Source organism: Variovorax sp. GW821-FHT09A10, from assembly GCF_059418385.1.
This window is the reverse complement of record NZ_JBWKPT010000003.1, coordinates 347,541-373,096: the sequence shown is the minus strand read 5'-3', so window position 1 is coordinate 373,096 and position 25,556 is coordinate 347,541. Positions and strand designations below refer to the sequence as shown.

Below are 25,556 nucleotides of genomic sequence, written 5' to 3'. Positions count from 1 at the left end.
ATCCTTCGTTGCTGCTGTTGATCCTCCGTCACATGACACGTACTTCCGCATCGGGCGGTGGCCTGACACTGTCCTGGTGCCTGGTCATGGCGCTGGTGATGTGCGCCGCTCACGCCGCGGCAGCCGACGACATGGCGAGCGACGCGCCGGCGCTGCATTTCGATCTGCCGGCGCAGCCGCTGGCGCGCTCCCTCGCCGTCTTCGGTCACCTCACCGGTCACTCGGTGCTCGTCACCAGCCGCCTCACCGACGGCCGCGAGGCGTCGCCGGTGCAGGGCGACTTCGCGCCGCGCGACGCGCTGCAGCGGATGCTCGTGGGCACCGGGCTGGTGGCGCGCTACACCGGCGCCAGCGCGTTCACGCTCGTGCCGGCTCCGGCGATGACCGTCGTCCCCGACGAACCCGCGCCGGTGGGCGCCCCCACGGCCGGCAACGTCCCGGCCTTGCAGGCCTACGCGGCCGTCCTGCAAGGGGCGGTCACGCGCGTGCTGTGCATCGCGCAGCCCGACGCCTTCGGCCGCTACCGGCTCGCGGTCCAGTTGTGGATCGACCCGGCGGGCGCCGTCACCGAGGCCCGCCTGCTCGAGGGCAGTGGCGTGCCGGCGCGCGATGCCACGGTGCTCGCCAGCCTGCGCACGCTCGGCCTGGACATGCCGCCGCCGGCCGCGCTACCGCAACCCGTCACGCTCCTGCTGACCCCGCGCCCGGACCCGGCGCGCGATTGCCGGCCGTACCTGCGCGCGCGCGCAGGTTGAGTCGCATGTCCGAATCGATCAAGGCCTCGCTGCGTGCGCTGTTCCTCGCGCGCTATGCGCAGTTCCGCAAGCACCTGCACCACCGCCTCGGTTCTGAGGACCTCGCCAACGATGCGCTGCAGGAGGCCTACCTGCGCGTGGAGAACTCGACCGTGCGCAGTGCCGTGCGCTACCCCTCGGCCTACCTGTTCCGCATTGCGCTCAACGTGGCGGAAGACCAGCGCAAGAGCAACGCGCGGCTGCTGAGCGTGGGCGAGGTCGAGGCGCTGTACGACATGGCCGACGAGGCCGCCGACCCCGCGCGCGGCGCCGAGGCGCGCAACGAACTCGAGGCGCTCGAGCGCGCGCTGGCCGAGCTGCCGCGCCGCCGCCGCGCCATCGTGCTGGCCGCGCGCATCGACGAGATGCCGCACAAGGACATCGCGGCGCGCTACGGCGTGTCGGCGCGCACTGTCGAGAAGGAATTGCGCGCCGGCCTGGAACATTGCTGCGAGCGGCTCGGGCGGGATTTCATCCAGCGCTTCGGTCCTGGCGCCGGAAAACAGTCTCCCCATGATGACCGCTGAAGAACCCCAGGCGACCGAGGCCATGAAGCAAACCCTGCAACGCGAAGCGCAAGCCTGGGTGGTGCGGCTCGGCTCGCAACAGGCCACCGAAGACGACGCCCAGGCCTTCCGGCGCTGGTGCGCGCGCAGCCGCGATCACGCGCAGGCCTTCGTGCAGGCGCGCCAGGTGTGGCAGGCCATGGCGCCGGCCGCGCAGCGCGTGCGCCAGCAGGAAGCGCGCGAGGCGGCCCGCCGTCTGCCGGTGCCCGGACGCCGTGCCTTCCTGGGCGGCGCGGTCGCGGCGTCGGTCGCCTACCTCGCGGTGTCGCCGCCGCTGGCGCTGTGGCCCTCGGTCGCCGAGTGGGGCGACGACTACCGCACCGCCACCGGCGAGCAGCGCGAGGTCGCCATGGGCGACGGCGTGGTGCTGCAGATGAACACGCAGACGCGCATCAACCTGCGCCGCGGCGCGACGGAGCGCGCGGGCGAAGCCATCGAGCTGGTGTCCGGCGAGGCCGAGGTGCTCGCCGGTGGCCCGGCCTCGGCGCGCGTCACGGTCGCGGCAGGCGGCGGCACGGTGTCGGCGACGCGCGCGCGCTTCAACATCCGCCACCTCGACGGCGAGGTCTGCGTGACCTGCCTGGCGGGCCAGGTCGACGTGGCGCAAGGCACGCAGCAGGCGCGGCTCGACGCCGGCCGGCAGCTGCGCTATGGCCCCGCAGGGCTCGGCGTCGTGACGGGCGTGGACACCGGCCCCGTCGTCGCCTGGCGCCGCCGCCAGCTGGTGTTCGACCAGGTGCCGCTGTCGCAGGTGGTGGCCGAGGTCAACCGCTACCGCCACGGCCGGCTCATCCTCACGAACGAGGCGCTGGGCCGCAGCCGCGTGCAGGCGAGCTTCTCCATCGACCGGCTGGACGACGTGGCCTTCCTGGTGCGCGACGTGTACGGCGCCGAACTCACGCAGCTGCCCGGCGGCATCGTGCTGCTGGGCGCCGCGAGCGCCTGAGATGCGTCGCAGCGTGCCGACCTGCGCGTTCGTGAAGATTTCGTGACATGGTGCAGTCGCGCCGGACCTTCGCTGTCATAGCTCGGTAGTCCACGGGCCCTTGCGCTTCGTGGCCCCGATCGAGCAACGAAACACGAACCCATGGAAGTCCGCATGCAACGCAGCAGCCGCCGCACGGTGTCCCGGCGCAATCCGCCGAACGCGTCCTCTTCTTCTTATTCGTCCGCCGCATTCGCGCAGGTCCGGCTCACGCCGCTGGTGCGCGCCATCGCGCTGCTGCTGGCCGGCGGCGCCGCGTTCGACGGCGCGCAGGCGCAGCAGGCGTTCAGCGGCGCGTGGATGGCGCAGAAGAACATGGCGCAGAGCACCGCGCTCGCCACCGGCCGCATGCCCAACGGCCTGCCCGCCGCGATGCTCGCGGGGCCGCAGGCGCAGCAGCAGCGTGCCAACGAACAGCTGCAGCAGTCCCTCGGCAACCTGAACCTGGCGGCGCGCGCCATCGCGGCGCAGCAGTCGGCGCAGGCCGCGGCGCGCGCCGCCGCGCAGCACGACCCCTCGGTGCCCGACGGCCTGGCCGAAGGCGGCCTGAAGGTCGACACGAACGCGCTCACCGCCGGCTGGCACAACGCGCGCCCGCTCACGCCCGATTCGCAGCGCCAGGCCGCGGGCCGCACCGTGGTCACGGTCGAGCAGACGGCCGACAAGGCGATCCTGAACTGGGAGACCTTCAACGTCGGGCGCAACACCACCGTGAAGTTCGACCAGCAGGCCAGCTGGTCGGTGCTCAACCGCGTGAACGACCCGAAGGCGCGGCCCTCGCAGATCCAGGGGCAGATCCAGGCCGACGGCACGGTGATGGTCGTGAACCGCAACGGCATCGTGTTCAGCGGCAGCAGCCAGGTCGACACGCGCAACCTCGTGGCCGCGGCCGTGGGCATGAGCGACGCGCAGTTCAAGCGGGGCCTGTACAGCGAAACGCGCGGCAGCACGCAGGTGCCGGTGCTGGCCAACGACCTGGTGCTCCACGCCACCGGCGCCACGCACGGCGCGGCCACCGCCGACGTGGTGGTGGAGCCCGGCGCGCGCATCGCCACGCGCCGGCCCACCAGCGTGACCGAGGGCGGCGGCTACGTGCTGCTGGCCGGGCGCGAGGCGCACAACCACGGCAGCATCACGACCGCCAACGGCCAGACCGTGCTGGCCGCCGGCGACGCCTTCGTGATCCGCAAGGGCATGGGCACCGACGGCAACAGCGACTCGAGCACGCGCGGCAACGAGGTCGATCCGCTGCGCCTGGCCGGCAGCGCCGCCGGCCGCGTGCGCAACACCGGCCTGATCGCCGCGCCGACCGGCGACGTGACCCTGGTCGGCAAGACCGTGGAGCAGCAGGGCGTGCTGCTGTCCAGCAGCTCCGTCAACACGCGCGGCACGCTGCACCTGCGGGCGGTGGGCGAGGCCGGCGAGGCGCGCGTCACGCTGGCGCCGCAGAGCACCAGCGCGATCGTGCTGGAGAACGACGGCGCCACCGCGCTCGACGTGCAGCGCGACACCCTGCTGAAAGACTCGATGCGCCTGAGCGACGGCGGCTACAACCGCCGCGACCAGTCGCTGGTGAAGATCGACTCGGCCGGCGACATCGACTTCGACGGCGGCTCGCTCACCCTGGCCACCGGCGGCCAGGTGCAGGCGCGCGCCGGGCGCCGCACGCGCGTGGCCAGCGGCGCCGCCATCGACGTGGCGGGCGCGGTCGGCGTGAGCGTGGCCATGGCGTCCAACAACGTGAAGATCAACGTGCAGGGCAACGAGCAGCGCGACGCGCCGCTCAACCGCGACGGCAAGCGCCTGAACAACCTGGACATGTGGATCGACCGCCGCGACCTCGTGCGCGTGGCGGCCGGCGTCAACGGCTACGTCGGCGAGCGCTGGTACACCGGCGGCGGCCTGCTGGAGGTCGGCGGCTACCTCAACACCGACGGCCACACCGTCGGCGAATGGGCCGCGTCGGGCGGCACGGTGGCCTTCGCGGGCGGCGAGCTGGTCACGCAGCGCGGCTCGCGCATCAACGTGGCCGGCGGCACGCTCGACGTGCAGACCGGCCGGCTGCAGCAGAGCTGGCTCAAGGGCCCCGACGGGCGCCTGTACAACCTGTCGACCGCGCCGGCCGACATCGTCTACACCGGCCTGTACCGCGGCTTCGAGGACGAGCACGCGCGCTGGGGCAAGACCACCACCGGCTACTTCTACAACCCGCTGATCGCGCCGCGCGAGCGGCTGGAAAACGGCTACACCGTGGGCCGCGATGCCGGCCAGGTGCAGGTCGGCACGCGCGCCGCGGTGCTCGAAGGCGACATCGACGCGACCGTGTTCCAGGGCGAGCGCCAGCAGCGCAAGCGCGATGCGGGGCTGGACAGCTACCGCCAGCTGCAGACCGCGGCCCCGCTGGCCGGGCGCCTGGTCATCGGCGGCGTGGCGCCGGTGTACGACGCCGCCACCGGCCTGCTGCGCGACAACCCTTCCGCGCGGGTCGACCGCGTCACCTTCGCCGATGCGCCCGGTACGTTGGCGGATGCGCTGGCCGCAGGCGAGGCACTGCCGAAGGACCTTGCGGGCCACGTGCGCATCGACAGCCAGTGGCTGCAGCGCCAGCGCCTGGGCGGCGTCGTCGCCTATGCGAACGACACGGTGGCCGTGACGTCCGCGCTCGCGGTCGCGCCCGGCGGCAGCATCGCGCTGCACGCACCCACGGTGGCGGTGGAGGCCGACCTGGTCGCGCGCGGCGGCAGCATCGCGCTGGGCGACCTGGTCAGCCGCTTCGCCAGCGTCAACGGCGGCAGCTGGGTCGACATCTCCATCGCCGACGTGCTGCCGATCGGCTACGCGCCGCGCGTGGCGGTGGGCGAGGGCGTGCGGCTGGATGCGCGCGGCCTCTGGAGCCACATCGCGCAGTCGCCCGATCGCATCGAGGGCCTGCCTTACGTGGACGGCGGGCAGGTCACGCTGCGCAGCACCGGCGACGTGGTGCTCGGCGCGCGCAGCGTGGTCGATGTGTCGGGCGGCGCGGCCCTGCTGGCCGGCAACGAACTGCGCGGCGGCCGTGGTGGCGACGTGACGCTGATGGCGGCCCAGCCCGGCAACGATGGCGCGGGCCCCGGCACGCTGCGCATGGACGGCGAGGTGCGTGGCCACGGCGTGAAGGGCGGCGGCAAGCTGACGCTGGCCAACGGCGCGGCCATCGGCATCGGCGAGCTGCCCGCGGGCGGCGACGGACAGCTCGCGGCGGGGCGCAGCAGCACCGTGCACCTGCGGCTGGCCGGCGACTACGTGATCGCGGCCGGCAGCGAGATTCCGATGGACTTCGCCGTCACGGTGTCGCGCGCGCTGCCGGGCGAGGCGCTCAAGGAGAGCGTGCAACCCGGCGTCAGCAACGCGCGCACCGTCATCACCGGCGCCGACTGGGTGGTGCCGCCGGGCACGCAGGCGTTCCTGCTCGACGGCAAGGGCTACGAGCCGGGCCAGACGGTGCCGGCCGGCAGCGTGCTGGCGGCCATCACCCTGCTGGCCCAGGGCTACGTGCTGCCCAGGGATGTGTTCCCCTCGGGCCTGCCGATCCCGCCCAAGACCACGTCGTACAAGGCCGGCACGGTGGCCGCCGCCGACACCGTGATGCCCGCGGGCACGCCGATCGTCGCCGGCACCGCGCTGCCGCGCGCGGTCGCGGTGCAGCCGCTGCTGCGCCTGGACACCGACCTGTTCCGCAGCGGCTTCGCGCAGTACACGGTGCGCGGCCAGGACGGCGTGGCCGTGGCCGACGGCGCGCGCGTGGACGTGCGCATGCCGGTGCAGCGCTTCGACCCGGTCGCCGGCGCGCTCGCGCCCACCGGCGCCGACCCGTCCATCGCGTTGCCGCTGTGGACGCCGCCGGTGTACCAGGACGATCCGGTGAAGCAGAAGCTCACCCAGCGCGCCGGCGCCGACCTGACGCTGGAGGCCGGCACGCTCTACCAGCGCGCGCCGCTGGTGGTGGGCGAGGGCGCCCACATCGCGCTCGATCCGGGCCGCACGCTCACGCTGCGCGGCAACGACCAGATCACGGTCGATGGCACGCTCTCGGCCTGGGGCGGGCGCGTCTCGCTGCTGCCGGGCGAGCACGGCATGAGCAACGCACGCAATCTGGCCGACGGCATGCCCAACGCGCGCTCGTACTGGATCGGCGAGCACGCGCTGATCGACGTCGCCGCGCGCCCGGTGGTGGCCACCGACGCGCGCGGCCACCGCTACGGCCAGGTGGCCAACGGCGGCACCATCGAGATCGGCGCGCGCCACGTGCTCGATGCCACGCAGGTGGACGCGGCCGATGCCTTCGTGGTGCTGCGCCCCGGCGCGCGGCTGGAGGCCTCGGGCGCCTCGGCGACGCTCGACCTGCCGGGCCGTGGCGCGACCGAGGTCGCCAGCCACGGCGGCACCATCGCGCTCAGTTCTTTCCGCGGCCTGTTCCTGGACGGCGACATGCGCGCCGCCGCGGGTGGCGCGGGCGCGGCCGGCGGCATGCTGGCGCTGAACCTGGACACGCCCATCTACGGCCAGGTGGCGCGCTACAACCTGAAGGGCGAGAACGTCGACGACGCGGTGCGTGTGCCGCGCGAGATGCTGCTGGCGCAGGTGCAGGGCCGCAGCGCGGTCGCCGATGCCGCCGGCCTGCGCCCCGGCCAGGCGCACGGCGCGCTGGCCTACGGCACGGCGCGCATCGGCGTCGACCGCATCCACGACGGCGGCTTCGACAACCTGTCGCTGCTCAGCCACGGCATGCTGTCCTTCGACGGCAGCGTCGATCTCTCGCTGGGCCAGAGCCTGCGCCTGACCACCACCGCGCTGGCGCTGGCCGATGCGTCCGCGCCCGATGCGCGCGTGACGCTGGCCGCGCCCTACATCCGCCTGGCCGCCAGCGGGCGCACCCAGCCCGACGACTACATCCTGCCCAACCCGGTGCTCGGCTCGCGCAACGCCGGCGGAGGGGCCGGCACGCTGGGCGTGCCGCTGGTGTCGGCCGGCAGTTCGCTGCGGCTGGACGCGCAGCTCATCGACCTGGCGGGCATGGTGCAGCAGGGCGTGCGCGGCACCATCGTGCGCAACGTGCCCGAGGACCTGGTCGTGGAGCGCAACGCCTTCGACCGCACGCTGCTGCGCAGCAGCGGCGACCTGCGTTTCTCGAACAACGCCAGGTTCTACGTGCCGGGCGACCTCACGCTGGCGGCTGCGCAGATCTACCCGGCCACCGGCGACAGCGGGCTGGTGCAGGTCGGCCAGCGCAACGTCATCGACAAGTGGGGCACCCGCCAGGCCGAGATGGACATGAACCGCCGGCTGGTGATCGAGCGCGTGGGCGACACGCCGGCCATGCCGCAGTCGGCCTTCGGTTCGCTCACCTTCCACGCCGCCCACATCGAGCAGCGCGGCGTGCTGCGCGCGCCGCTGGGCGGCATCGCGCTGGGCAGCGTCTTCGGCGACACCGCCACCAGCACCGTGCAGCTGCACGCGGGCAGCCTGACCTCGGTCAGCGCCGACGGGCTGCTGATGCCCTACGGCGGCACGCAGGACGGGCTGACCTATCTCTTCAACGGCAAGGACGTGGCCTACCGCGTGGCCGGCGTCGGCCCGGCCATCACGCTGTCCGGCCACGCGGTGGACGTGCGCGAGGGCGCGGTGCTCGACATGTCGGGCGGCGGCACGCTCACCGGCACCGCCTTCCTGGCCGGTCGCGGCGGCTCCACCGACGCGCGCATGCACCCGCTGGTGCAGGTGGGCGCGCAGCGCAAGGGCTTCGTGCTGCCAGGCCTGGCCACCAACCCGGTCTATGCCATCGTGCCGGGCGTGCAGCCGCTGCAGGCGCCGCTCGGCGCCGAGAAGGGCGCGAGCGATCCGGCGCTGGGCCGGCAGATCACCGTCGGCGCCGGCGTGCCCGGCCTGCCGCCGGGCCGCTACACGCTGATGCCGTCCACCTACGCGCTGCTGCCCGGCGCCTTCCGCGTCGAGCTCAACGGGCTGGCCGCGCAGGTCGGCGCGCCGGGCAGCGCGACGGCGATGCGCAACGGCTCCTACACCGCGCCCGCGCAGCTGGGCGTGGCCGGCACCGGCATCCACGACGCGCTGCCGCTGCAGGCGGTGTTCACGCCGGGCGACGTGCTGCGCACCTACGCGCAGTACAACGAGACCGGCTATGCCGACTTCGCCGTGGCGCAGGCGCTGCGCGACGGCGTGCCGCGCCCGCTGCTGGAGCGCGACGCCAAGGCGCTGCGCTTCCAGTTCGGCCTGAAGGGCTCGGCGGGCGAGATGCCCGGCGAACCCGCGCTGCGCTTCGCCGGCACCGCGCGCTACGCCACGGTGGGCGACGGCATGGGCGGCACGGCGCTGGTGCTCGGCGGAACGGCGCGCTCCTTCGAGGTGCTGGGCGACGGCGCCGCGCCCACGCCGGACTTCAAGGGCACCTCGCTGCATGCGCGCGACCTCAACGCCATCGGCGCCGCGCAGCTGGCCATCGGCGGCGCGCCGGCGGGCACCTTCGTGCAGGACCCCACCGCGGCCGACCGGCTGAAGGACGCCAACCGCCTGGGCTTCAGCAGCGCCGCCGAGGGCATCGTGCTGCGCGAGGGCGCGGTGCTGCGTGCGGGCGAGGTGTTCCTGGTCACCGACCGCCGCGACTCGGGCATCACCGTCGAGTCCGGTGCCGGCATCGACACGCTGGGCCGCGGGCCGGCGGCCTGGGACTCGCGCCGCGGCTACATCTACGAGCCGGGCTTGCGCAGCGTGCTGGCGGTGTCCAACGGCTGGATCGACATCCAGCCGCCGTCCGCGTCCAGCGGCGGCCAAACGGGCCCCGGCCGCATCGACATCGGCGTGTGCGCCCCCAGCGGCAGCTGCAGCGCCGGCGCGCGGCTGTATTCCGAAGGCACCATCACCGCCGCAACCGACCAGGCCTTCACGATGGGTGAAAGCTCGCGCTACGGCACGCGCAACCTGGTGCTGGCGCTGGGCGGCATCAACGTCGGCGGCGAACGCGCGCTGGGCGATGCCGCCGCGCGTGGCGCGCTGCCGCCGGGCCTGACGCTGAACCAGTCCGTGCTCGACCGCCTGCTGCGCGGCGACACCAGCACCGGCGCACCGGCGCTGGAGAACCTGGTGTTCACCGTGCGCGACGCGGTCAACTTCTTCGGCTCCACGCAGCTGTCGACCATCGACCCCGCCACCGGCCAGTCGACGATCGCGCGCCTGATGCTGACCACGCCCGCCATCTACGGCTGGGGCGATGCCGACAGCGTGGCGCGCATCCACACCGACGTGCTGGTGTGGAACGGCACGCGCACGCCGCCCGGCCTGGTGGCCACTGGCGGGGCGGGCACCGGCAGCGGCCGGCTGCAGATCGACGCCCGGCGCATCGAACTGGGCGCCGCGCGCGACATGCGCGTGGACACCGTGCACGACATGGACCGGCTGGTGCTGGGCTTCGGCGAGGTGCAACTCAACGCGAGCGAGCAGGTCACGGCGCGCCAGAAGGGCTCGCTCTCGGTCTACCAGTCGCAGGGCGCGTGGGACGAGGCGGCCAAGGGCTACGTGCGCACGGGCGGCGCGCTGCGCATCGACACGCCGCTGTTGACCGGCGAGGCCGGCTCGGTGATGCGCTACACCGCCGGCGGCGACGTGCGCGTGGCCGCGCCGCAAGGCATGCGGCCGGCCGCGATGAGCGACGCCGAAGCATCGCGCGCGCTGGGCGCCGAGATCGCCATCGACGGACGCAGCGTGATGCTCGACACCGCCGTGGTGCTGCCCAGCGGCAAGCTGGTGCTGCGCGCCGACGGCGACGTGCAGCTGCAGGACGGCGCGCGGCTGGACCTGGCCGGCCGGCGCCTGCGCTTCTTCGACGTCGACAAGTACAGCTGGGGCGGCGACGTGGAGATCGAAAGCCGCACGGGCAACGTGCGCCAGGCCGCGGGCGCGCAGATCGACCTCTCGGCGCAGAACAACCGCGCCGGCCGGCTGGCCGTCACCGCGCTCGGCGCGGGCGCCGGCCAGGTCGAGCTGCTGGGCCGCATTGCGGGCGGCAGCAGCGGCGAGTACGACGCGGGCGGCACGGCGGTGCCTTACGCGGCCGGGCGCATCGACGTGCGCGCGCAGCGCCTGGCCGACTTCGCCGGCCTGAACCGCCGCCTGACCGACGGCGGCGTGGTCGGCGAGCGCAGCTTCCAGCTCAAGCAGGGCGACCTGGTGGTGGGCGACGAGCTGAAGGCGCGCGAGATCAATCTTTCCATCGACGGCGGCCACCTCACCGTGGCCGGCACCGTGGACGCCGGCGGCGTGCAGGTCGGCAGCATCCGGCTGGCGGCGCGCGACGGCGTCACCATTGCCGGCAACGCGCTGCTCGACGCGCATGGCACGCGGCTGCGCGTGGACAGCTACGGCCAGGCCATCGAGGCGCCCAACCGCGCCACCATCGAGATCGACAGCGGCAAGGGCCGCCTCGTGCTGGAGAGCGGCGCACGCATGGACCTGCGCGCGGGCACCGACGGCACGCCGCGCGCCTTCGGCACGGTGGAGCTCAACGCGCCGCGGCTGGGCGGCGCGCGCGGCAACGACATCGACATCGACGCCGGCGGCACGCAGCGCATCGAGGGCGCGCGCACGATCACCGTCAACGGCTTCTTCCGCTACGACGACGCGCCCACGGGCACCGACCCGGACATCAGCGGGCGGCCCTACCAGCGCATCGACCAGGCCTACCTGCAGGCCAAGCACGGGGACAGCACGGCCTTCATGCGCAACGTGCTGGCCAACGGCGCACTGGTCGACGGCCGGCTGGCCGGCCTGCGCGCGTACGGCGATGCCTTCCACCTGCGCCCCGGCGTGCAGATCGTGAGCCGGACACCCGACGGCGACCTGCAGATCGACGGCGACCTCGACCTTTCGGCCTTCCGCTACGACAGCCTCAACGCGCGCACGCAGCGCACCGGCGTCTACGGCTCGGGCGAGGCGGGCGCGCTGGTGATGCGCGCGGGCGGCAACCTGAAGCTCCACGGCAGCATCAACGACGGCTTCGACACCTCGGCGCTGCTGGCCACGCGCGACGACGACGGCTGGGTGCTGCTGAAAGGGCGCGTGCCCTTCGGTGGCGACGTGGTGGTGCCGCGCGGCGGCGCCGTCACGCTGGCCGAGAACACCTTCCTGCAGCCCGGTCGTGCGCTCAACTTCCAGGCGCCGCTCAAGGCCATGAGCCTGGCCGCCGGCACCGTGCTGCCGGTGCGCGCGGTGCTCACCGAGGGCTACACGCTGCCCGCGGGCACCGTGCTCGGCGGCGCGGTGCGCGATGCGTCTGGCCAGGTCCTTCATCCGGCCGGCACCGTGCTGGCGCAGCCGCTCGTGCTGGGCGTGAACATGCAGCTGGACCCCGGCGTGCGGCTGGCGGGCGCGGCCAAGGTCGGCCCGATGCTGTGGCCGGTCGGCGTGCCGCTGCCGTTCCCCGACGGCGCCGTGCTGGACATCAACCAGCCGCCTTTCTACCGCTACAACGGCCCGGTGCTGGCGCGCGAGGTGCCGCTGCAGCGCGGCGCCGTCATCCCGGCCGAGACGGTGGTCGTGCTGCCCGGCGGCGCGGCGTCGGTGCGGCTGCGCCTGGCCGATGGCGACGGCAACCAGGGCCGCAACTTCGCCATCGCGCCGATGCTGGCCGAGGGCTCGCAGTCGTGGTCGATGCGCCTGGTGGCCGGCGCCGACACGCAGGCCGCCGACAGCCGCGCGCTGCAGCCGCGCGGGCCGCAGCGCGACCTGCTGCTGGCCGACACGCACTACGGCAACGCCTTCACGAAGCAGCTGGTCTCCGGCGGCAAGGTGTGGGCCTGGAACCAGCAGGCGGCCGACGAAGGCTGGGGCAGCTTGGGCAGCATCCTCACGCCGGAGGAGGTGTCCTGGGGCATGTGCGACATCGGCTACTGCGACCTGGTCTCCGAGACCCCCGAGGTCTGGGACTTCAAGTCCTACCCCGTGCGCCAGCCGCTGTTCAGCGTGGTGCGCACCGGCACCGGCGACCTGGACCTGCTGGCCGGCAACGACTTCACGCAGCGCTCGCCCTACGGCATCTACACCGCCGGCACCCGCGCCGCGGCGCGCGCCGACGACGCCGACTTCCACCTGCCGCGCGCCAAGGGCCCGCAAGGCACGGTGCTCAACGGCGGCTACGACATCTTCGAGCAGTTCGTCGACAGCCAGAGCCTGTACCGCGCCTGGTACCCCGACCACGGCGGCAACCTGCGCATGCGCGTGCAGGGCGATGCGCGCGGCGACACCATCGGCGTGCGCGGCAACATGCGCCGCACGACCGACGAACTGGGCGTCTTTCGCAAGCAGATGCCCAGCGCCATGCTCGGCAACTGGCTGTGGCGCCAGGGCACCGGCAGCGTGGTGCCGGGCGCCGAGGGCGTGCCCACCGCGTGGTGGATCAACTTCGGCAGCTACGTCGCGGGCCACGAAGGCACGACCTACGACCTCGGCGGCCTCTGGCCCTACCTGGTCGGCTTCACCGGCATCGGCACGCTGGGCGGCGGCAACCTGGTGTTCGAGACCGGCGGCAACGCCGGGATGATGGAGCAGATGGGCGACCACAGCGCCACCTACGTGGCGCGCAGCCAGGGCCTGCAGCTCGCGGTGGGCAGCACCGGCCGCGTGACGCGCGCGGGCGAGCTGCTGCTGACCGGCGGCGGCGACCTGGACGTGCGCATCGGCGGCACGCTGAACCCGGCGCCCGAGGTGCGCGCGGTGCCCGCCAGCACCACCTGGCAGGCCGGCAGCCTCCAGCGCTACGACCGCATGCGGCTGGACCTGAACGGGGTCTTCGCCAACCTGCGCGGCGCGCTGCGGCTGGAAAGCGGCGCGGTGGGCGGCATCGAGCTGGACTTCGGCACCCCCGGCCCGAAGGACTCGCGCGCGCTCAGCCCCTACGTCGCCGGCTCGTCGATCGCCTCGGGCGGCCCGGTGCTGATTCCCGGCGATGCCGGCGTGCGGCTCGACGCGCGCGGCGACCTGGTGCTGGGCGGCGTGGCCGATCCGGGGCGCGTGCCCACGCTCACGCACGGCACGCCCTTCAGCGCCAACGGCACGCAGCACCCGGGCGAGGGCTGGACCTGGTTCTCGCTGTGGACGCCGTCGACCGCGATCGACCTGTTCAGCGCCGGTGGCAACCTCACGCCGACGCTGGGCTGGACCGACCTGGGCGATCGCACCAACCACCAGGCGACCGACGGCCGCTTCGTCTACCCGGCCGTGCTGCGCGCGCTGGCGGCCAGCGGCAGCCTGTACTACGGCAGCGCGAGCTCGGGCGTGCGCGACGAGTCGAGCAACGGGCCGGTGCTGTCGCCCTGGAGTCTCACGCTGGCGCCGTCGCCGGTCGGCCCGCAGTACGCGGTGAAGCGCACTGCGCAGCTGGAGCTGCTGGCGCGCGACTCCATTCACGCGGCGGGCTACACCGTCACGCCCTCGGGCGCCGATCCGTCGCGGCTGGTGGACCCGTTCCAGCCGGGCTTCGCCGCGCTGGGCGGCGAACTCTGGTACGGCCGCGAGCTGATCCACAACACGGCCGCCGACGCGCTGCTGCCCTCCATTGCACTGGACGGCCAGAATTCGTGGCTGCGCTTTCCGCTGTTCACGCTCACCTCGCCCAGCGTGGCCGACGTGGCGCCGGCGGGCCAGCCGCCGTCGCGCTTCTATGCGCTGGAGGGCGACATCGTGGGCCTGCGCACCGGCTCGATCGTCTACCGCGGTTCCAACACCGGCGTGGCGACGCCGAACGGGCTCTGGTACGAAGGGGCGGGCCCGGTGGCGATCCGCGCCGGGCGCGACATCGTCGGCGCCGGCACCGCGCTGGGCGAGGTCGATCTCGTGCCGTCGGAGGGCGCGGGCTGGCGCGGGCGCGATTTTCCCGGCCGACCGGAACTGCCGCCGCAGCCGCAGACGCTGAACGCCGCCTCGGCGCGCGGCAACCTGATCGTGCACCGCCACGCCGACGACGTGTCGGTGGTGGAGGCCGGGCGCGACATCCGCAACAGCAGCTTCCACATCGCCGGCCCCGGCGAGCTGGTACTGAGCGCCGGGCGCGAGCTGTACATGGCCGACAAGGGCGAGCTCAAGAGCCTGGGCGCCATCGTCAATGTGAAGCCGGGCGACCGCAGCAGCGGCGCCGGCATCTCGGTGGCGGTGGGCGTGGGCCGCGACGGGCCGGACTGGGCCGGCTTTGCCGCGCGCTACCTCGACCCCAAGCGCCGCGCCGCGAGCGGCCAGCCCTTCGCCGACCAGCCCGGCACCGCGCTGTACAGCTACGGCGGCGAGCTCACGCTGGCCGGCTGGCTGTCGCAGCAGTTCGGCTACGGCGGCGACGAGGCCGGCGCCGACGCCTACCTGCGGCGCAAGCAGGCCGAGATCGACGGCCAGCGCAGCGAAGGCGGCGGCAGCACGCGCCGCGACCTGGTGCGCGAGTTCGGCCTGGCCGAAGGCCTGCACCTGGTGAACTGGCTGCGCGATCGCTTCGGCGGGCGCAACAGCCAGGGCCGCCACTTCGACGCCGCCACCATGGACGCGCAGGCCTTCTTCGCCGCGCTGCCGCCCGAGCAGCAGCAGGTGTACCTGCGCAACGTGTACTTCGCCGAGCTGCGCGCCGGCGGGCGCGAGTACAACGAAGAGGGCGGTCCGCGCCGGGGCAGCTACCTGCGCGGGCGAGAGGCCATCGCCACGCTGTTCCCCGCGCAGGGCGCCGACGGCAGCGCGCGCCGCTACCAGGGCGACCTGACCATGTTCAGCAGCGCCAACTACTACGCGAGCAGCTCGGACCCGTTCACCAAGCGCCCGCAGGCCGGCAAGAGCTACCTGCGGCGCGACGCCTGGACGGCCGCCGGCCGGCCCAGCGACATCGGCGTGTACGACGCGCTCGATGCCGGCATCCACACCAACTTCGGCGGCAACGTGAACATCCTCGTGCCGGGCGGGCGCACGCTGGTGGGGGTGGACGGCGGCTTCGTGCCGGGCGAGGGCTCGGGCGTGCTGACGCAGGGCGCGGGCGAGGTGCAGATCTACTCGCTGGACAGCATCCTGCTGGGCCATAGCCGCATCTTCACCACCTTCGGCGGCGGCATCCTGGCCTGGTCGGCGCAGGGCGACATCAACGCCGGGCGCGGCTCGAAGTCGACCGTGGTCTACACGCCGCAGCGGCGCCTGTACGACGACGCCGGCAACGTCAGCCTGTCGCCGACCACGCCCAACACCGGCGCCGGCATCGCCACGCTGAACCCGATCCCCGAGGTGCCGCCGGGCGACATCGACCTGATCGCGCCGCTGGGCACCATCGACGCGGGCGAGGCGGGCATCCGCGTGTCGGGCAACGTGAACCTGGCGGCGCTGCGCGTGGCCAATGCCGAGAACATCCAGGTGCAGGGCAAGTCCACCGGCGTCCCGGTGGTGGCGGCGGTGAACGTGGGCGCGCTCACCAACGCCAGCGCCGCCGCCTCGCAGGCCGCCACCGCGGCGCAGGACGCCGTGCAGCGCGACCGCGCGGCGCAGCGCCAGGCACTGTCCTCGGTGTTCACCGTGCGCGTGCTCGGCTTCGGCAACGAACCCGCGGGCGGCGAGGGCGCTGGCGGCGGTGCCGGCCGCGAGCGCAGCGGCGCGGCTTACGACCCCAAGGGCGTGGTGCAGGTGCTCGGCGCGGGCGCGCTCACGACCGCGCAGATGCAGTCGCTCACGCCGGGCGAGCAGCGGGGGCTGAAACGCTGAGCGGCTGAACCTTTGCGCTACCCGCGCAGGCGAAAAAAACACAAGGGCCTCCCATGCGGAGGCCCTTCTTCTTATGTGCGCGAAACCCGTCGCGCCGGACCTCGTGCCGATTTCTTGATGAAGTTTTCGTGACAAACGACAGTCGCCGCGCACGCCGTGCGTCTAGGTATCGGTACGCAGCAGCGACATGAAGGCTCTCCACCATGAGCCGCTGCCACGCGAGCTTCATCCTTGAGAACCGAGCTGTAAATGCATGACATGAAGAAGAACGCCCCACCGACCTGCTGGAGAGCGGTGTGGCTGGCGGTGATGGCGATCGGTGCCCCGGCGGCAGCGTTCGCGCAAGCACCTGCCGCTGTCTCCACGCCGGCCGCGACCTCGGCCACCCCACCGGCCGCGCCTGCGGCCACCGAACCGGCCCGCAAGGTCGACATCGCCGAATACATCGTGCGCGGCAACACCGTGCTGGACGCCCGCGCCATCGAGAAGGCGGTCACGCCCTTTCTCGGCCCCGAGCGCACGCTCAAGGACGTGGAGGGCGCGCGCGACGCGCTGCTCGCGGCCTACCAGGCGGCGGGCTACCAGTCGGTGTACGTCGACCTGCCCGAACAGCAGGTCACGCAGGGCGTGGTGTTCCTGCAGGTCAACGAGACCCGCGTGGGCCGCGTGCGCGTGGTGGGCGCCGAGTACAACTCGCCGCTCGACGTGCGCGACCAGGTGCCCGCGCTGAAGGAGGGCGGCGTGCCCGACTTCAACAAGGCCCAGGCCGAGCTCACCGCGCTCAACCGCAGCCCCAAGCGCCAGGTGATGCCGCTGGTGCGACCGGGTGCGATGCCGGGCACGATGGACGTCGACCTGAAGGTCGAGGACCAGAGCCCGTGGCGCGCCAGCGTCGGCCTGAACAACGACTACAGCGCCGACACGCGCAAGCTGCGCGCCAGCGCCTCGCTGGGCCACGACAACCTCTGGCAGATGGGCCACAGCGCCTCCATCAGCTTCTTCGGCGCGCCGCAGGACCTGAACCAGACGCAGGTGTTCTCGGCCTCGTACAACGCGCCGCTCAAGGGCACGAACTGGAGCCTGGAAGCCAACGCCTTCGTGTCCGACAGCAACGTGGCCACCGTGGGTGGCACCACCGTGCTGGGCAAGGGCCACTCGATCGGCCTGAAGGCCACCTACACGGTGCCCAACACCGGCAACTGGTGGCATGCCTTCAGCGTGGGCGTCGACTTCAAGAACAACAAGGAAGCGCTGACGCTCAAGGGCAGCGGCGACACCGTGCCGCTCAAGTACGCGCCGATCACGCTGTCGTACTCGGGCTTCCGCCAGACCGACAAGAGCCAGTACGGCGTGGGCGTGTCGCTGGTGGCAGGCACGAGCAGCTCGTTCAAGTACGGCAGCGACTGGGCGGCCTTCGACTACAAGCGCTACAAGGCCTCGCCCAGCTTCATGGTGCTGAAGACCGACCTCAACGGCGCGCACAGCTTCGAGGGCGGCACGCAGGTGGCCTTCCGCGTCAACGCGCAGATGACCGATTCGCCGCTCGTCTCGAGCGAGCAGATCGCCGCGGGCGGCATGAACTCGGTGCGCGGCTACCTCTCGGCCGAGGCCACCGGCGACTACGGCGTGGTCGGCTCGGTCGAGCTGCGCAGCAAGCCGCTCGCCTTCCTGGGCAGCACCGTCGAGAACTGGCGCGTGTACGCCTTTGCCGACGCCGCGCGGCTGCGCCTGAAGAGTCCGCTGCCCGAGCAGGCCGAGCGCTTCTCGCTGTATTCGGTGGGCGTGGGCACGACCTTCAAGGTGGGCACGTATTTCTCGGGCCGCGTCGACATCGGCTATCCGCTGGTCGACGGCCCGCGCACCAAGAAGCACGACACGCAGGTGAATTTCAGCATCACCGCGAGCTACTGACCGAACGAACGACCGACGGCAACAGCCATTCCTCTTTTCGATTTTTTTCTCATTCCACGAGCTTTCCGGAGAACCCTGTCATGCGACGACTTCTTTTCATCGCGCTCACGCTGCTGAGCACGCTCCTGCCGGGCCTGGCCCATGCCTGGTGGCAGGCCGAGTGGGCCTACCGCAAACCCGTCACCATCGACGGCGGCCCGCAGGCCGGCGCCATCGGCAGCGATGCCGGCCGCGTGCCGGTGCTGGTGCGCCTGCACACGGGCAACTTCAAGTTCGAGGGCGTGAGCGAGACCGGCGCCGACCTGCGCTTTGTCGCGGGCGACGACAAGACCGTGCTCAACCACCAGATCGAGCAGTTCGATCCGCTCCTGGGCATCGCGCTGATCTGGGTCGACGTGCCCAACGTCTCGGCCGGCACGCCGCAGAAGCTCTGGATGTACTACGGCAACCCCAAGGCCCCGGCCTCGGGCAACGGCCAGCGCAGCTTCGACCCCGACTACACGCTGGTCTACCACTTCGCCGAAGGCGCGGTGCCGCCGCGCGACACCACCGCCTACGGCAACAACGGCCAGACCGCGGCGGTGCCCGTCGAAGGCACGGTCATCGGCAAGGGCGCGCAACTCGGCAACGGCGCGCTGATGCTGCCCGCCACGCCCTCGCTGGCCGTGACGGCCGGCGGCACGCTGACCTTCTCCGCCTGGATCAAGCCCGATTCGCTCGGCGCGCGCCAGGCGATCTATGCGCGCCGCGACGGCGCCGGCGAGCTCGTGGTCGGCATCGACCAGGGCGTGCCCTTCGTGCAGGTGAACGGCCAGCGCAGCACGCCCGGCCAGCCAGTGCAGGCCGGCCAGTGGGCGCACCTGGCGGTGAAGGCCGAGGGCGACAGCGTCGCGCTGTATGTGGGTGGCCGTCCGGCCGTGTCGCTGGCGGCGAAGCTGCCCGCGCTGAACACCGCGGCCGCGCTCGGTGCCGATGCACCAGCTGCCCCCGCCACGCCGGGTGCCGCACCCGTCGCCGGCTTCGCGCCGTTCACCGGTGCGATCGACGAAGTGCGCCTGTCGAAGGTCGCACGCCCCGACGCGCTGCTGCTGGCCGATGCCGTGTCGCAAGGCGCCGAGTCGCGCCTGGCCGCCTTCGGCCCCGACGAGCAGCAGGCCGGCAAGAGCCACTTCGGCTTCATCCTGGCCGCGATGCCGCTGGACGCGTGGATCGTGGTCGGCCTGCTGGGCCTGATGATGGCGCTGTCGTGGGCCATCATGATCGGCAAGGGCCGCAACTTCGGCGCCACCTCGCGCGCCAACGCCACCTTCATCGAGCACTTCCGCGAAGCCGCCGGTGCGCCGCTGGACCGCCTGGCCACCAACAACACGGTGCCGCAGGAAGTGCGTGCCGATTCCTCGCTGTGGCGCCTGTACGAAGTAGCCATCGAGGAGATGCGCCGCCGCCATGACCGCGGCTACGACCTGAACGCCGTGTCGGCCTCCACCATCGGCGCCATCCGCGCCGCGATGGACGGCGTGATGGTGCGCGAGACCGAGCGCATGTCCAAGCGCATGAACTGGCTGTCGACCACCATCGAAGGCGCGCCGTACGTGGGCCTGTTCGGCACCGTGATCGGCATCATGCTGGTGTTCGTGGTGGCGGCCATGGCCGGTGCCGTGGACATCAACTCGGTGGCGCCCGGCATGGCCGCCGCGCTGCTGTGTACCGCCGCCGGCCTGGGCGTCGCGATCCCCGCGCTGTTCGGCTACAACTGGCTGGCCTCGCGCTCGGACGCCATCGGTGCCGACATGGCCGTGTTCGTCGACGAGTTCGTCACGCGCCTGGCCGAAGAGCAGGGCGAGGGCCGCTCGCTGCCGGTGGCCGTGCAGGCGCGCCGCGCCTGAGGACCGCGCACCATGGCAAACACAGCCGCGAAGTTCGCCGTGCGCAAGCGCACGGGCGGCATCAACATCACGCCCTTCGTCGACGTGCTGCTGGTGGTGCTGGTGATCTTCATCCTCACCAGCAACGCCAGCATCCCGGGCATCAAGGTCGACCTGCCCAAGGCCAGCGCCTCGGTGGCGCTGGAGAAGCCCAAGACCAAGGCCATCACGATCGACAACGCGGGCAACGTGTTCCTGGACGCCTACCCGGTCACGCTGCCCGAGCTCGAGGAGCGCCTGCGCACCGAGAAGGCGCTGTCGCCCGACTTTCCCGTGATCGTGCGCGGCGATGCCAGCGTGCAGTACGCGAAGGTGGTCGACGTGCTCGACCTGCTGCGCCGCATCGAGCTGAACCAGATCGGCCTCGTGACCGGCAAGCAGAAGTGAGGACCGGAGCGTGAACCCTCGCGACCCGATTTCTTCTGCCCTGCCTGCGCCGAGCTCCAGTGGTACAGGTGGAACGGCCGCGCTGTGGCGCCGCTGGGGCGGGGTGGTCATCGGCCTGGCGATCGTCGTGGCGCTGGCGCTGCTCGTGTGGCGGCTCCTGTCCGACACCGCGAGCCAGAAGCGCGTGGTGGCCGACGCGCCCACGCTGATGCTGCCGCCGCCCCCGCCACCGCCGCCCGAACCCGAGAAGCTGCCCGAGCCCGAGCCGGAAAAGATCAAGCCCGAAGTGGTCGAGCCCGAGCCCAAGCCGGTAGAGCCGCTGGAAGCGCCGAAGGACGACGCGCCGCCCAGCCCCTCGAAGGACCTGGGCGACCCGGTGACCATGGACAGCGCCGGCCAGGCCGGCAACGACGCCTTCGGCATCCAGGCCGGCAGCGGCGGCGGCATGAGCGGCACCGGCGCCGGCGGCGGCCTGGGCAGCGGCTCGTATGCGCGCTACGTGTCGAGCATGTTGCAGCAGGCGCTGTCGCGCGATCCGCGCACGCGCCAGCTGGTGTTCGACGACATCCAGATCGACCTGTGGCTCGGCGCCGACGGCAAGACCACGCGCGCCCAACTGGTGCGCGGCACCGGCACCGAGGACATCGACGAGGCCGTGCTGGCGCTGGTGCGCGGGCTCGATCGCGTCGACGAACGTCCGCCGGCCTCGATGCGCTTTCCGATGCGCGTGTCGATGAAAGGCCGCCGGCCATGACTTTCCACACCTGTACGGCCGATGCCCGGCCCGACTCCTTTCCTCCAGTGAACGAAGCGATGAACACCCTGCACAACACCCTCCCGCGCCGGGGCGCGATGCCGGCCCTGCGCCAGTGCGCGCTCGCGGCGGCCGTGGCCTCCGCCTTCGTGCTGTCGGCCGGCACCGCCATGGCCCAGTCCGCCGCACCCGCCGGCGAATCCGCCATGGTCAAGCTGATCCGCGGCCTCATCCAGAGCGGCACGCTCGCCAAGGACGTGGGCGAAGCGCTGCTGGCCCAGGCCCAGACCGAAGCCATCGCCGCGCAGCAGGCACAGCGCCAGGCGGCCGTGTCGGCCACCGCCGCATCGGCCACCGTCGCGGGCGGCATGCGCCTCGAAGCGGGCGACGTGCGCGTGCCCTACATCTCGCAGACCGTGCGCGACCAGATCCGCGACGAGGTCAAGGCGCAGGTCATGGCCCAGGCCAAGGACGAAGGCTGGGCCGCGCCCAACGAGACGCCCGAGTGGAGCAAGCGCATCCGCTTCGAAGGCGACGTGCGCGTGCGCAACGAATCGCGCAGCTACGCCGGCAACAACAGCGACATCGAGATCAACTGGCCCTCGCTCAACCAGGGCGCCGGCTACGACGTCAACCCGAACACCAACCTGTCACTGCCCTCGATCCTGAACACGCGCCAGGACCGCCGCAACCTGTTCCGCGCCCGCGCACGCGTGGGCCTGCTGGCCGACCTGTCGGAGAACACCAAGGCCGGCGTGCGCCTGGCCTCGGGCAGCGACGACAGCCCCGTGTCGACCACCACCACGCTGGGCGGCGGCCTGGGCAAGAAGAGCGTGTGGCTCGACCAGATGTGGATCTCGCACAAGCCGACCGACTGGCTCACCGTGACCGGCGGTCGCTTCGGCAACCCCTTCATGTCGACCGACCTGCTGTATTCGAGCGACCTGAACTTCGACGGCATTGCCGCGCAGTTCGACAAGAAGCTGGCTTCGAACCGCGACCTCTCTCTCTTCGGCACGCTGGGCCTCATTCCGCTCGAATACTCGGCGGACGGTTCGCCCACGCGCAGCCAGCGCAAGATGAAGAGCGAGAACAAGTGGCTGCTCGGCGCGCAGGTGGGCGCCGACTGGAAGATCAACGAAGACAACCGCGTACGCGGCGCGCTGGCGTACTACAACTTCCGCAACGTCAGCGGCAAGGTCTCCGAGCCTTGCGCGCTGTATGCGGGCGCCGACGGCTGCAGCACCGACTGGTCGCGCCCGGCCTTCATGCAGAAGGGCAACACGCTCATGCTGCTGCGCGACATCTCGCTCGACCCGCTCAACCCGGCCGGCACGCCGCAGCCGCAGTACGTGGGCCTGGCCTCGAAGTTCCGCCTGATCGACCTGAACCTGCGCTGGGACACCCAGGTGGCTGGCAACAACCTGCGCCTGGACGCCAACTTCGTGCGCAACACCGCCTACGACGCCAACGACATCTGGAACCGCGCGGGCATTCGCGGCGCCATCGTCAACAACTTCGGCCCCACCGGCGGCACCAGCAAGTCCGACTTCAAGAGCGGCGGCAATGCCTACATGCTGCAGGCCACCTACGGCAAGCCGGCACCGGCCGCACGCGGCGACTGGAACGTGCTCGCGGGCTACAAGCGCATCGAGCCCGATGCCATGCCCGACGGCTACAACGATTCGAGCTTCCACGGCGGCGGCACCAATGCGCGCGGCTACTTCCTGGGCGGCTCGTACGCGATCGACAAGAACATGTGGTTCACCGGCCGCTGGATCTCGACCAAGGAGGTCTACGGCCCGCCGCTGTCGATCGACACCCTGCAGCTCGAATTCAATGCGCGTTTCTAAGAAGAAGGAGTCCGCCGTGTCCCGAACGATCTTCCCGGCGCTGGCCCTGGCCGCGCTGGCCGCCACGGCCGGCGTCGCGCAGGCCCAGCAGCCGCAGGGCCAGAGCATGGAGGAGCGGCTGCGTGCGCAGCTGCGCACCACCACCACCCAGTTGCAACAGGCGCAGAACGAGCTGGCCGCGCTCAAGGCCGGCCAGCCCGCGGGCAAGGCGCCTGGCGTTGCAGCTCCCGCGTCCGAGCTCGAGACGCTGAAGAAGGAACTGGCCGCCAGCCAGGCCCAGCTCGCGTCCGAGCGCCACGCGCGCGGCCAGGCCAGCGCCGGCAACGCGCAGCTGCGCGAGCAGGCCCAGGCCGCCGGCGAGAAGGCGGGCGCGCAGATCGCGCAGTTCCGCGGCGCCTACGACGAGCTGCTGAAGATGGCGCGCTCTTCCGAGGCCGAGCGCCAGCGCCTGGCCGGCGAGGCCGCGCTGCAGCGCACCGCGCTCACGCAGTGCGAGGCGAAGAACACGCAGCTGTATGCCGTCGGGCAGGAAGTGCTGCGCGCCTACGAAACCATGGACGTGGGCAGCGTGCTCGCCTCGCGCCAGCCCTTCGCGGCGCAAAGCCGCGTCAAGTACGAACAGATCGCGCAGCAGTACGGCGACAAGCTCTACGAGAGCCGCTTCGACGTGCGCGCGGTGAGCGCGCCGGCGCCAGCTGCCGCTGCCTCCGCCACGGAAGGAAAGCCCCAATGACCCAGACCCAATCCACTCCCGCAGCCGGCCTCGGCCGACGCCTGCGCGCGGCAGCCGGCGTGCTGCTCGTCTCGTCGGTCGGCGTGGCCGCCGCCCAGCAACCCGCCGCGCCCGGCCCCGCCGTGGTCGCACGCATCGGCGAAGTGACCATCGGCCCCGACGAGGTCGAGAAGCTGCTGCAGACCCTGCCCGAGGCCGAACGCGCTGCCGTCAAGGCCGACCGCGCGGGCCTCGACGGCTGGCTGCGCCAGCGCCTCGTGAGCGAAGCGCTGCTGCGCGACGCCCGCGCCAAGGGCTGGGCCGACCGGCCCGACGTGAAGGCCAGGATCGACGCCGCCACGCGCGAGATCACCGCGCGCATCGTCGCCACCAGCTACCTCGAATCCGTGAGCCAGGTGCCCGCGGGCTTCCCGTCGGACGCCGAGGTGAAGGCCGCCTACGACCAGGGCAAGACCGGCTTCAACCTGCCGGCCGCCTACCGCGTGGCGCAGATCTACCTGGCCACGCCCGAACGCGACCCGGCCGCCATCGCCAAGGTGCGCGACGAAGCCAATCGTCTCGCCAAGCAGGCCCGCAGTGGCGACTTCGCCGCCGTGGCGCGCGCCAGCTCGCAGGACCGCCGCAGCGCCGAGCGCGGCGGCGAGGTCGACACGCTGCCGCTCGCGCGCATCCTGCCCGAGCTGCGCGACACCGTGGCCAGGCTCAAGCAGGGCCAGGTCAGCGAACCGGTGCAGGCCGAGGCCGGCTTTCACATCGTCAAGCTGATCGACATCCAGCCCGCGCGCACCGCCACCCTCGAGGAGATGAAGCCGCAACTGCAGGCCGCATTGCGCCAGCAGCGGCAGCAGCAACTCGTGCAGGCCTACATGGCCCAGCTGGCGCCGCCGGCGCAACTGAGCATCGACAGCGCCGCGCTCGACGCCGCGCTCAAGAAAACCAACTGAACCCATTCCCCCTTTTCAGAAAGAAGAAGCACACCATGAACACCACCGCCACGACCCCGCAAGCCGACGACCAGGCCGCCACGCCGGTGCCTTTCGACATGCTCGACGCCGTCACGCCCGAGCAGGTGTCGGACGCCATCAAGGCCGCCGGCGGCGCCGTCACCGCCATCGAACAGGATGGCGTGGTGCGCCTGCACAGCGCCAGCCACGGCATCGGCTTCCAGGTGCTGTGGGGCAACGCCGTCACCACCACCCAGTACACCGACTTCACCCTGAGCTGCCCGCTGCGCGTGCAGGGCGGCACGCTGCCCGAGGCCGTGCTCGCCGCCTGGCACCGCAGCAAGCGCTTTGCGCGCGTGGCGCAGCACGGCGACTTCGTCGTGCTCGAGATGGACGTGGTCGTGGCCGGCGGCGTCAGCCCCGCCTACCTGGCGTTCGCCGTGCGCCTGTGGATGCAGATGATGGGCGAGTTCTTCCTGCACCTGCGCAACTACGGCCCCGCCGCCGAGACGCGCGGCGACGCGGCGAATGCCGACGCTGCTGCTGCTGCCACCGCCGCCGTCCAGGGTGTGCCCGCCGCCGCGTGATGCCACTGCCCATGCGCGCTGCATCCGGCCTGTCCGTGGACGACCACCACCATCCCTCGCACGACTCGCCCACGGGCCGCGCCATCCAGGCCGCGGCGCGCCAGGCCCAGCGCGCGCGCCGCGCCGAGACCGTGCGGCTGCGCCAGCGCGCCGCGCTGCTCGAGCTGCTGGTGCAGACCATGGCGGAGCTGCACATCTCGATGGCCGAGCTCAATGCGGCGCGCAAGGCGCTGGCGCCTGCGTGGCGGCAGGTGGGGGACGGGGGCGCTTCGCTCGATCGCGATCTGGAGCGTTGACGGCGTGGCGGTGGGGTCGCGAAGGGTAGGGCAGAATCGCCCGACCTCTTCGTTCGATCT

At 72.4% G+C, this 25,556-nt stretch carries 13 protein-coding genes; all 13 read left to right on the top strand.

What is annotated here, in order from left to right; all coding sequences use genetic code 11:
* Positions 1-32 precede the first annotated feature (32 nt).
* The 13 genes from AC07Q9_RS15025 to AC07Q9_RS14965 all read left to right on the top strand — a co-directional run bounded on the left by AC07Q9_RS15025 (position 33) and on the right by AC07Q9_RS14965 (position 25,496).
* Positions 33-755 carry a secretin and TonB N-terminal domain-containing protein gene (locus AC07Q9_RS15025; protein ID WP_495310413.1) on the top strand — a complete coding sequence of 241 codons (723 nt, stop codon included), beginning with the start codon at positions 33-35 and terminating at the stop codon, positions 753-755.
* Between the two features lie 5 nt (positions 756-760).
* Positions 761-1,321, top strand: coding sequence for an RNA polymerase sigma factor (locus AC07Q9_RS15020; protein WP_495310412.1), 561 nt, complete (start codon positions 761-763; stop codon positions 1,319-1,321).
* 22 nt (positions 1,322-1,343) lie between these two features.
* Complete coding sequence (locus AC07Q9_RS15015) at positions 1,344-2,306, top strand: FecR family protein (RefSeq protein ID WP_495310409.1); 963 nt, start codon at positions 1,344-1,346, stop codon at positions 2,304-2,306.
* Positions 2,307-2,459: 153 nt separating this feature from the next.
* The gene (locus tag AC07Q9_RS15010) at positions 2,460-16,106 is read left to right on the top strand and encodes a filamentous hemagglutinin family protein (RefSeq protein ID WP_495310407.1); all 13,647 of its coding nucleotides are present in this window, start codon (positions 2,460-2,462) and stop codon (positions 16,104-16,106) included.
* A gap of 258 nt (positions 16,107-16,364) precedes the next feature.
* The gene (locus AC07Q9_RS15005; RefSeq protein ID WP_495263469.1) at positions 16,365-18,017 is read left to right on the top strand and encodes a ShlB/FhaC/HecB family hemolysin secretion/activation protein; all 1,653 of its coding nucleotides are present in this window, start codon (positions 16,365-16,367) and stop codon (positions 18,015-18,017) included.
* Positions 18,018-18,097: 80 nt separating this feature from the next.
* Positions 18,098-19,903 carry a DUF2341 domain-containing protein gene (locus tag AC07Q9_RS15000; RefSeq protein WP_492684189.1) on the top strand — a complete coding sequence of 602 codons (1,806 nt, stop codon included), beginning with the start codon at positions 18,098-18,100 and terminating at the stop codon, positions 19,901-19,903.
* A 12-nt stretch (positions 19,904-19,915) separates the two neighbouring features.
* Complete coding sequence (locus AC07Q9_RS14995; RefSeq protein ID WP_062474100.1) at positions 19,916-20,329, top strand: ExbD/TolR family protein; 414 nt, start codon at positions 19,916-19,918, stop codon at positions 20,327-20,329.
* A 10-nt stretch (positions 20,330-20,339) separates the two neighbouring features.
* A complete protein-coding gene (locus AC07Q9_RS14990; RefSeq protein ID WP_495310405.1) occupies positions 20,340-21,083 on the top strand; it encodes an energy transducer TonB in 744 nt (247 codons plus the stop codon).
* On the top strand, positions 21,080-22,936 hold the full coding sequence (locus AC07Q9_RS14985) for a putative porin (RefSeq protein WP_495310403.1): 1,857 nt from the start codon (positions 21,080-21,082) through the stop codon (positions 22,934-22,936). Before AC07Q9_RS14990 ends, AC07Q9_RS14985 begins: the two co-directional genes overlap by 4 nt.
* Before the next feature lie 16 nt (positions 22,937-22,952).
* The gene (locus AC07Q9_RS14980; RefSeq protein ID WP_495310402.1) at positions 22,953-23,669 is read left to right on the top strand and encodes a hypothetical protein; all 717 of its coding nucleotides are present in this window, start codon (positions 22,953-22,955) and stop codon (positions 23,667-23,669) included.
* Positions 23,666-24,613: a peptidylprolyl isomerase gene (locus tag AC07Q9_RS14975; protein ID WP_495310400.1), complete on the top strand. Its 948-nt coding sequence runs from the start codon at positions 23,666-23,668 to the stop codon at positions 24,611-24,613. The genes AC07Q9_RS14980 and AC07Q9_RS14975 overlap by 4 nt, the downstream gene beginning before the upstream one ends.
* Before the next feature lie 35 nt (positions 24,614-24,648).
* A complete protein-coding gene (locus AC07Q9_RS14970) occupies positions 24,649-25,200 on the top strand; it encodes a YbjN domain-containing protein (protein ID WP_492696746.1) in 552 nt (183 codons plus the stop codon).
* Positions 25,201-25,211: 11 nt separating this feature from the next.
* Positions 25,212-25,496 (top strand): hypothetical protein, encoded by a 285-nt coding sequence (locus tag AC07Q9_RS14965; protein ID WP_070061194.1) that lies wholly within the window; start codon positions 25,212-25,214, stop codon positions 25,494-25,496.
* The last annotated feature ends 60 nt before the right edge of the window (positions 25,497-25,556 follow it).

What these genes read in the sequence shown, in the direction of transcription:
- AC07Q9_RS15025 (WP_495310413.1), top strand. Translation starts at nt 33, where the DNA reads ATGACACGTACTTCCGCATCGGGCGGTGGCCTGACACTGTCCTGGTGC.
- AC07Q9_RS15020 (WP_495310412.1), top strand. Translation starts at nt 761, where the DNA reads ATGTCCGAATCGATCAAGGCCTCGCTGCGTGCGCTGTTCCTCGCGCGC.
- AC07Q9_RS15015 (WP_495310409.1), top strand. Translation starts at nt 1,344, where the DNA reads ATGAAGCAAACCCTGCAACGCGAAGCGCAAGCCTGGGTGGTGCGGCTC.
- AC07Q9_RS15010 (WP_495310407.1), top strand. Translation starts at nt 2,460, where the DNA reads ATGCAACGCAGCAGCCGCCGCACGGTGTCCCGGCGCAATCCGCCGAAC.
- AC07Q9_RS15005 (WP_495263469.1), top strand. Translation starts at nt 16,365, where the DNA reads ATGAAGAAGAACGCCCCACCGACCTGCTGGAGAGCGGTGTGGCTGGCG.
- AC07Q9_RS15000 (WP_492684189.1), top strand. Translation starts at nt 18,098, where the DNA reads ATGCGACGACTTCTTTTCATCGCGCTCACGCTGCTGAGCACGCTCCTG.
- AC07Q9_RS14995 (WP_062474100.1), top strand. Translation starts at nt 19,916, where the DNA reads ATGGCAAACACAGCCGCGAAGTTCGCCGTGCGCAAGCGCACGGGCGGC.
- AC07Q9_RS14985 (WP_495310403.1), top strand. Translation starts at nt 21,080, where the DNA reads ATGACTTTCCACACCTGTACGGCCGATGCCCGGCCCGACTCCTTTCCT.
- AC07Q9_RS14975 (WP_495310400.1), top strand. Translation starts at nt 23,666, where the DNA reads ATGACCCAGACCCAATCCACTCCCGCAGCCGGCCTCGGCCGACGCCTG.
- AC07Q9_RS14970 (WP_492696746.1), top strand. Translation starts at nt 24,649, where the DNA reads ATGAACACCACCGCCACGACCCCGCAAGCCGACGACCAGGCCGCCACG.
- AC07Q9_RS14965 (WP_070061194.1), top strand. Translation starts at nt 25,212, where the DNA reads ATGCGCGCTGCATCCGGCCTGTCCGTGGACGACCACCACCATCCCTCG.